Annotated in this window: 4 protein-coding genes; 2 read left to right on the top strand and 2 right to left on the bottom strand. The window is 71.3% G+C overall.

Annotated elements, in window-relative coordinates; genetic code table 11:
• Positions 1–49: 49 nt before the first annotated feature.
• The gene (locus ACFXA3_RS14060; protein WP_385186467.1) at positions 50–1171 is read right to left on the bottom strand and encodes a hypothetical protein; all 1122 of its coding nucleotides are present in this window, start codon (positions 1169–1171) and stop codon (positions 50–52) included.
• Between the two features lie 34 nt (positions 1172–1205).
• Positions 1206–1418: a hypothetical protein gene (locus ACFXA3_RS14055; protein ID WP_385186464.1), complete on the bottom strand. Its 213-nt coding sequence runs from the start codon at positions 1416–1418 to the stop codon at positions 1206–1208.
• Positions 1419–2326: 908 nt separating this feature from the next.
• Here ACFXA3_RS14055 and ACFXA3_RS14050 point away from each other — a divergent pair.
• Together ACFXA3_RS14050 and ACFXA3_RS14045 are read left to right on the top strand one after the other, a co-directional pair.
• On the top strand, positions 2327–3439 hold the full coding sequence (locus tag ACFXA3_RS14050; RefSeq protein ID WP_385186461.1) for a hypothetical protein: 1113 nt from the start codon (positions 2327–2329) through the stop codon (positions 3437–3439).
• Between the two features lie 246 nt (positions 3440–3685).
• Positions 3686–5080: a hypothetical protein gene (locus tag ACFXA3_RS14045; RefSeq protein WP_385186458.1), complete on the top strand. Its 1395-nt coding sequence runs from the start codon at positions 3686–3688 to the stop codon at positions 5078–5080.
• Positions 5081–5219 lie beyond the last annotated feature (139 nt).

Raw genomic sequence — 5219 nt, 5'->3', positions numbered from 1 at the left:
GAGCCGAGGCGCCCGTCGGGGCCGTGGAGCCCGCAGTGGACCCCGGACCTCAGCTCGTGCTGCCGATGAAGGTCGCGTAGAGCGATCCGCTTCCCTGGTTGTTGGCGTTGCTGATGGTGGGCACGTCCTGCACCGTCACCGTGTCCGCGGCGGCGAAACTGCCGCCACCGCCACCGCCGCCGCCGGTGATGGCCTCACCGCCGCCACCGCCGCCACCGCCGCCGCCCCAGCCGCCACCGCCGCCGCCACCGCCGCCGTAGTTGGTGTTGTTCGTGCGCCACTCGCCCTCGCCGCCCTGGCCGGCGTTCTTGAGGAGGAGCGAGTTGTTGTTCGTCCACGAGGCGCCGGCGTTGGGGCCGCTGGAGGTGTGGGTGGGTCCGCCGAAACCGCCGATGCCGTCCTGGCCGGCGGTCCCCGACTTGCTGTCCACGCCCGAGCCGCCCCGGCCGCCGTCCCCGGCGTCGCCGTTCGCCGCACCGGAGCCGCCTCCACCGGTCCGGGTCACGACGGAGCCGGTCGTGGACGTGCCGTCCTGACCCTTGGAGCCGTTCGTGATGACCTGTCCGGAGACCGCCGTACCGCCGTCCCCTCCGTACCCGCCGTCGCCGTTGGCGTTGCCCTGGCCGCCTCCGCCGCCACCGCCGGCGTCGGCCAGCAGGGTGGTCGTCGTGCAGCTGGAGACTCCGGAGATGCAGGGGTTGTTGGTGGTGAGGTCGACGCCCGACACCAGGGTGGAGGCACCCCCGCGGCCGCCGGCGACGCCGCTGCCGCCCTCCTTGCCCAGGTAGTAGTAGAGGGTGGAGCCGAACGACGTTTGGTAGGAGGCGAGCGTCGTCACGGTCTGGGCCGTGCCGCCGTGGCCGCCGTGGCCGCCGTTGTAGGCGCCGCCGCCGTTCGTGCCCTCGTGGCCGGCTCCGCCGAAGGCGGTGAGGACCACGGGGGTGGAGGTGGACAGCGCCGTGGTCGTGGCGCTCTGCGCGGCCGTCAGCAATGCCGCGGTGTCGTACTGGGACAGGCCGTCCGGCATCAGACAGGACACCACACCCGTCTGGATCTCGCTGCAGGAGATGGCCGTGGTCGTCGCTGCCGCGGGCGGTACCGACAGCGCCAGGAGCGATGTCACACAGACACCGAAGCCGAGTACCTTGGCGCCGCTTTTAGATGTGGGCATGGGGTCCTTTCGGGAGTGGGTTGACGAAGGTGCCTCAGGGGGCGCACTGGGCCACGGCCGAGATGGTGGCGTTTTCCGTGAGGGACGTGTTCCGTGCGGTGACGACCCAGGTGTTGGGAGTCGCTCCGCGGGAGTTCAGCAGGATCTGGACGCCGGGACGGTTCATCAGGAATCCGCCGCTGACCAGGGTTCCTCCGGAGGTGCAGGTCGCGGAGAAGGTGCCTTCCTCACCTGGGACGAGCGTCATCGGCTCGCCGATGTCTTCCGAGGTCGAGGTGGGTCCGAGAGGTCCGGTGAGCCCCGTTGCTCCGGTGAGTCCGGTGGGACCGGTGAGTCCGGCGGGCCCCGTGAGTCCGGTGGGACCGGTGAGTCCGGCCGGCCCGGTGAGTCCAGCGGGACCGGTGAGTCCGGCCGGACCGGTGAGTCCAGCGGGACCGGTGAGTCCTGCGGGACCGGTGAGTCCTGCGGGCCCCGTGAGTCCGGCCGGACCGGTCACACCGGCCGGTCCGCCGGGACCGGTCGGGCCCGTGGGGCCGATCTGCCCCTTCGAACCCCCGTCGTGGTGTTTCGGGGGCCGGGGGCGCTGCGGAGGCGGCCCCTTGGGGCCGCAGTCCCACGGGGTCCAGCACTTGCCGGGCCCGGGACGGTCCGGCGGATCGGCCGCCACCACTGCCCTCGGCGGGGTGGCAGCGGCAACCGTCGAGACTGCCGTTCCGCCCACCACGAGCGCCAGCGACGCTACGGCGCCACCGGCGATCCAGATCTGCCGGCGGGGCAACGGCCCGAACCTGCGATGCGGTTCTGGAGAAAGGTTCATCTGCGTTTTCCTGCCTTCTGACGGCGTCGCCGCCGATCGATGGATTCACCGGCGATCGCTTGCGCACCGGGGTACGCGCCACTGGCTGTCGCAAAACGGGGGTCGGACGCAATGCCCTTCGAGGGGCAGCTCAGAGCCGGGCCGACCCGAACCCGGCCAAGCCATGGGTTGACGGGCCCGGCCGACACCAAACGAGCGCACCCCAGCGTTAGGCGGAAGGGAGCATCGGCTTCGCTGGTTCGTGGCAACTGCTGCCGCCGAATCGGAGATCAGGCACGCAAACGGGGACTCCGAGTACTTGTGGGCGCAGACTGGCGCCTGATTCGAAGGGATGCTTCATGCCTCATCCACGTGGCCTGGCCCGAGCGCTCGGCGTCAGCATGTGCCTGGGTTCGTCTCTGGTCCTGTCGTGTCCCAGCGCGTCGGCGACGACGACCGTGGTGTCCTGCAGCGAGATCCAGACCGGAATCGTCTCCTGCCTGCTCCCGGACGGGCTGTCCCAGTACGCCCTGAGCCAGTTGCTGTCCGACGCCCAGGCGCAGACCCAGACCTCGCTGACCACGGCCACCCCGATGGTCGTCACCGCGTTCGGCGGTGCAGGGCGGTACGGCAGCAACGGCGGCGGCCTCTACCGCGGCGGCGACGGCGGCTTCGGCGGCAAGGCCCAGACCGTCACCTCGATCGACGCCTTCACCGGCAGCTACGGCGCGAACCTCTACTACTACATCGGCAAATGGGGGGCCACGTCGAGCGGAGGCCGCGGCGGTGCCTCGACCCTGGTCTCCGGGGTCGACCTGACCACGACGCAACCGTGCATCAGCGGAGTCGGCAGCTGCACCACCACCAACCTGCTGGCGGACGCCGGTGGCGGCGGTGGCGGTGGTGAGGCCAACGCGGACGGTGACGGAGGCGCCGGCGGGGACGGCGGCACCGCCGTCTCGGGCCAGGTCATCAACGCGGGCGCCGGGGGCAAGGCCGGCGACAGCACCACGGGTACGGTGCGCACCGCCGCCGGCGGCGACGGGGGCCAGAACGGAACCGGCGGTGGCGGAGGCCGGGCCGGCGGCGGCGTGGACAGCGTCCGCGGGACCGACGGCCAGGACGGCATCGGTGGTCTCGGAGGCCCCACGCACACCTCCAAGGGCCCCAACGCCGGCGCGTCGTGGACCAACAACAGCTCGCTCTCCTTCGCCAACGCAGGCCAGGGCGGCGAGGGCGAGTTCCGTACGAACGGAACGAACTACGGCAGCGGCGGTGGCGGTGGCGGCGGCTGGGGCGGCGGCGGCGGTGGTGGCGGCGGCGGTGAGGCCGTCAGCGGGGGCGGTGGTGGCGGTGGCGGCAGTTTCGCCGCCGGCAACGCGGCCACCGTCGAGAACGTGCCGAGCATCAGCAACGGCAACTCCGGCTACGACGGCACCGTGTACGTCACCTTCGTCGGCAGCACCGACTGAGACGAGGTCCGGCGCCCGGTACGGCGGGAGGCGGTTCGCCGCCCCCTGCCGTGCCGCGGCGTCGCTCTCCCGCACCACAGCGCCCGGCGAGCCGATGACCCGTCTGTATGACAAATCCGAAGCCCACGCCGCGGCGCGGTGTGAATCCCGGCCCACCCGGCTATCCATAGTCGCGGTCAGCAGCGGCGCGGCCGCACACGATCCGATCCCGAGTGCAGTCCCACGACCACAAGCACGAAAGGCACCATGATGAGACGGCACAGGACGACCTCACGACGGCTGCGCACCGTGACCGCCCTCGCCCTGACGAGCCTGGCCGCCACAGCGGTATCCGCTGTCCCGGCCTCCGCAGACGTCACACTGACCTGCTCCACCACCGACCTGATCAACGCGATCAACAACGCGAACGCGGGGACGGGCGACCCCGTCATCAACCTCGACCCGTACTGCGTCTACGAGGTCACCGCGGCCGTGTCCGGCGATGACGGACTGCCCGCGATCACGCTCACCACCGGCATCACCATCAACGGCTTCAACGCGACCATCAAGCGCACCGGCGCGACCGCGTACCGCCTGTTCGACGTGGCCAACCAGGGCAAACTCACCGTCAACGACCTCACCGTCATGAACGGGGCACCTTCCTCCGCGATCGGAGGGGGAGGTGTGCTGGTCCAGAGCGGCGGGACCCTCGTCGGCGACAACCTGACCCTCGAAGGCAACACGGCCAACATCGGCGGCGGTATGAGGAGCCGGACCACGTCCTCCCTCACGCTCACCGACAGCCACGTCGAGGACAACCGCACCACGGGCGGCGCGAGCATCGGCGGCGGCCTCGCCATCGAAGGAGCCGCGACGGTCACGGACACGGCCCTCACCGGAAACCGGGCCCGGCTCGGAGGAGCGCTGTACCACGCGGCCGGCATCACGAACTTCAGCGGCGGCAGCGCCAAGTTCAACACCTCATTCGACGAGGCGGGCGCGGTGCTCAGCGAGGCCGGCACCCTGACGATGGACGGGACCACCATCGCCGACAACCGGTCCGCGACCGGGGGGCTGGCCCAGTCGGGCGGCGGTGGCGTCGAGGTCACCGGCGGCACGACCAACCTGAACAACTCCACGGTCACCGGCAACAAGGTGACCGGCTCGGGCAGCGGCAACGACGGCGGCGGCGGCATCCTGCAGACCGGGGGCACCCTCAACCTGCAGAACACCCAGGTCACCAACAACCAGGTGATCGCTGAGGGCGCGATCGGCGGCGGCATCAGCCTTGTCGGCGGAACCCTGAACGTCACCGACGGCTCGACCGTCTCGCGCAACCTCGTCTCCGGCCGCTACTCCCAGGGCGGCGGTATCCACTCCCGCATCCTGTTCAGTACTCCCAACATCACCGTGACCGACTCGTCGGTCGACATGAACACGGCGTCCGGTACGGGCTCTTCCGCCGCCGGCATCTACAACTCCGGCGGCACGTACACCCTGACCAACGCATCGGTGAGCAACAACTCGGCACCGCAGGCCACCGGACCCGGCGGTATCTACACCAGCGTTGCGATCACGGCGGTCACCGGCAGCACGTTCGTGAACAACACCCCGACCAACTGCCTGCGCAGCCCGGCGTCCGTGAGCACCTGCACCGGCTGAACCGCCGCCACAGCGCCGTGGGCGGCCCCCGCCCGCCCCGGCGGCCGCGCCCACGTAGGGGCACCAACCTGGGACTCCACGACCCCCCGCCGGCGAGCACCCCCCGTGGCGCCCTCGCCCGGGCAAAAGTAGCGGGGGC

Origin of the sequence: Streptomyces sp. NPDC059456 (assembly GCF_042750055.1) — a bacterium.
GTDB lineage: Bacteria > Actinomycetota > Actinomycetes > Streptomycetales > Streptomycetaceae > Streptomyces.
Note: the sequence above shows the minus strand (reverse complement) of the source record. Positions and strands in the feature narration are given on the sequence as shown.

What these genes read in the sequence shown, in the direction of transcription:
- ACFXA3_RS14060 (WP_385186467.1), bottom strand. Translation starts at nt 1,171, where the DNA reads ATGCCCACATCTAAAAGCGGCGCCAAGGTACTCGGCTTCGGTGTCTGT.
- ACFXA3_RS14050 (WP_385186461.1), top strand. Translation starts at nt 2,327, where the DNA reads ATGCCTCATCCACGTGGCCTGGCCCGAGCGCTCGGCGTCAGCATGTGC.
- ACFXA3_RS14055 (WP_385186464.1), bottom strand. Translation starts at nt 1,418, where the DNA reads ATGACGCTCGTCCCAGGTGAGGAAGGCACCTTCTCCGCGACCTGCACC.
- ACFXA3_RS14045 (WP_385186458.1), top strand. Translation starts at nt 3,686, where the DNA reads ATGATGAGACGGCACAGGACGACCTCACGACGGCTGCGCACCGTGACC.